Origin of the sequence: Sphingomonas sp. CCH5-D11 (genome assembly GCF_001557395.1) — a bacterium.
Classification (GTDB): Bacteria; Pseudomonadota; Alphaproteobacteria; order Sphingomonadales; family Sphingomonadaceae; genus Sphingomonas.
Map to the genome: position 1 here is coordinate 1 of NZ_LSKH01000050.1, position 2,759 is coordinate 2,759.

At 70.1% G+C, this 2,759-nt stretch carries 3 protein-coding genes; 1 reads left to right on the plus strand and 2 read right to left on the minus strand.

The annotated features are described in order from the left end of the window. Positions 1 to 814, plus strand: an 814-nt coding sequence (locus AX702_RS03320; protein ID WP_066776113.1) for a calcium-binding protein, incomplete at its 5' end; no start/stop codon positions are given. An 862-nt stretch (positions 815 to 1,676) separates the two neighbouring features. Here the strand turns inward: AX702_RS03320 and AX702_RS03325 are convergent. After that, entirely contained in the window at positions 1,677 to 2,075 is a 399-nt protein-coding gene (locus AX702_RS03325; protein WP_082745956.1) for a DUF1971 domain-containing protein, read from the minus strand. Beyond that, positions 2,072 to 2,491: a group III truncated hemoglobin gene (locus tag AX702_RS03330; RefSeq protein ID WP_066776115.1), complete on the minus strand. Its 420-nt coding sequence runs from the start codon at positions 2,489 to 2,491 to the stop codon at positions 2,072 to 2,074. Before AX702_RS03330 ends, AX702_RS03325 begins: the two co-directional genes overlap by 4 nt. Positions 2,492 to 2,759: the final 268 nt, after the last annotated feature.

The window sequence follows — 2,759 nt, forward strand, 5'->3', positions numbered from 1 at the left end:
CGACTATCTGGACGGCGGCTATGGCGACGACATCATCTATGCCGGCGCGGACGACGATGGCTTCCTGAACGAGGTCAACCCGGCGACCGGCCAGCTGACCACCATGGCGGTGGCCGGCGGCGCGGGCCATGACATCATCTATGGCGAGGGCGGGAACGACAAGCTGAAGGGCCAGTCGGGCAACGACAAGGTTTATGGCGGCGACGGCAACGACCGGGTGGACGGCGGCGACGGCACCAACTGGCTGGACGGCGGGACCGGCGACGACATCATTTCCGCCGAGGACGGGGCGGACGTGCTGCTGGGCGGCGACGGGCGCGACACGATGCAGGCGGGCGCCGGCAACGATTACATGGAAGGCGGCAACGATCAGGACGCGATGCTCGGCGAGGCCGGCAACGACCAGATGTTCGGCGACGCGGGCGATGACGTGCTGTCCGGCGGCACCGGCGCAGACCGCATCCACGGCGGCGCCGGGCATGACGAGATCGCCGGCGACGAGGGCGCGGACCGTTTGTGGGGCGATGCCGGCAACGACCGCTTCGTCTTCAGCGGCGCGGCGGCACTGGGCGGCGGCGACGTGATCGAGGATTTCGAGAACGGCCTGGACCGCATCGTGCTGGAGGCGCTCGGCGTCACCGCCTATCGCTCGGGCGGGGGCAAGGGCACGGTTTTCGCGACCGACCTGTCGAGCGGCGACGTATCGGTGAACGTGGTGAGCTCCACGGGGGCGAAATTCTCCATCCTGCTTGAGGATCCCGGCGGATCGCTGACGGCGGCGCACATCAACGCGGCGGATTTCATCTTCGGCTGAGGGCGCGGCGGGGTTACGCGGCGGGCAGTGCCGACTGGCGGCCGCTCGCGGGTGGGGCGAGCCCTTTGCTTAGCCGCGTTGGTCATGCCGGGATTGTCGCGACATCCCCCGAGCGTTGAGCCGTGGAGCTCGCGGCGCAGGGGATCCTGGTACCGGGCCCGGATGACGCCTCCTGCTGTGCCGGCCGCCGATGCGCCAGGGTTTGATCCAGGCTCCTGGAAACACCTCCCCGGCGAAGGCCGGGGTCCAGGTGGGAGAGCGTTGGCAGATTCCGGTCTGCCTGCCAGCTTTGTCGCGCGACTGGGCCCCGGCCTTCGCCGGGGCGGCGGCGATCCGCTGGATCATACCTTAACTCGATCGCGTCTGACGCGCGGCTCGGTGGATGCCGGCACGGGGCCGGCATGACGCAGCTTGCGGGGCACTGATCGGATGTTGCAGAGCGCCTGCTCAAGGCGGGCGTCACGCCTCCTGCTGGGCCGGCCGCCGTTGCGCCAGGGTTATATCCGGGCTCCTGGAAACACCTCCCCGGCGAAGACCGGGGGCCAGGTGGGAGAGCGTTGGCAGATTCCGGTCTGCATGCCGCTTTGTCGCGCGACTGGGCCCCGGCCTTCGCCGGGGCGGCGGATCGATCTGGTTGGATCAGCCCCTAACTCGATCGCGTCGGCCGCTGGGCTCGGTGGATGCCGGCACGGGGCCGGCATGACGGCCGGAAGTGTGCAAGCGTGGGGGATGGGTCCGCGCTCGCAAACGGACTGGCGAGCGTGGTGGTGGTTGCGATGGCTTTCCCGATTGGGCCCCGGCCGTTCGCCGGAATGTGGCCTTGCGGCAGACGAACAACTGTTCCGGCCCGCTCGGCTGGCGCTCAGTCTTCGGCCTGGGCGGCGCGGAGGCGGTTTTCGCGTCTGGCCAGCTCCTCATGGCGGCACAGGGGCGCTGGCGGGGCGCGGTGAAACTCGACCTGGAACTCGGCCGCGCCGGCCGGCTCCACATGGTGGAGGATCGTCGGCTCCACCACGCCCGGCGGCGTCCCTGGCGTCAGCACCCGCTCGGCCGGTTCGCGCCGCGGATCGGTGATGCGATAGCAAAGCGCGCCGCTCAGCACGTGAATGAGGCCCCAGACGCCGGGCTTCGTATCGTGATCGCGGCGAAGTGCGGCGGGCAGCGTATCCTGCGTGAAGACAGCGGTGCGGCGATAGGGCTCCAGCCCGTCGGGCAGGTGCGCCGGGTTGGGCAGCGGCGCGGCGGGGCCGGGATCGCTCATCGCGCGCGGGCCGGAGGGGCCGGCGGCAGGCCGTTCCCGCGCTGAAATTCCATACCCATCCGAAGGCTCTGCGCGATATGCGCGGCCTTGGCCTGCATCGCCCGCGCCTGTTCCGGCGGAAGCTGCGCCTCCGTCGCCTCCTTCCACAGCGCCAGCCAGCGCTGGAAAGCGGCGGGCGTCATGGCATCGGCATGGGGGAAGTGCGCCGCCATCGGCCGGCCCTTGTACCGCCCGCTGCCCAGCATCACCGACGACCAGAAGGCCGCGAGCTTGCCCAGGTGGTGATCCCAATCGTCAATCGCGCCGTTGAAGATCGGCCCAAGCTCCGCATCGGCGCGGATGCGATCGTAGAAGGCGTCAACCAATGCGGTGAGCGCCTCATCCGTGATCGGGGGGCCGGACGGATCCTGTGCCATACGGGGGGAGATAGGATCGCCCGGCAAGGGGAGCAACGGCGGGGTAGGACGATGCCATAAAAGCGGGCGTCACCCCGGCGCGCGTGAAGTGGGCCAACGTTCCGCGAATTCGATTGCGTGGGGTTTGCGGCACCGTGGATGCCGGGACCGGCCCGGCATGACGAAGGGGAGTGGGTGGGCGTGGTGGCAGTTGCGATGGCTTTCCCGACTGGGCCCCGGCCTTCGCCGGGGCGGGGCTTGGGGGGCGCGTGACGGGCGAGGTTTCGGG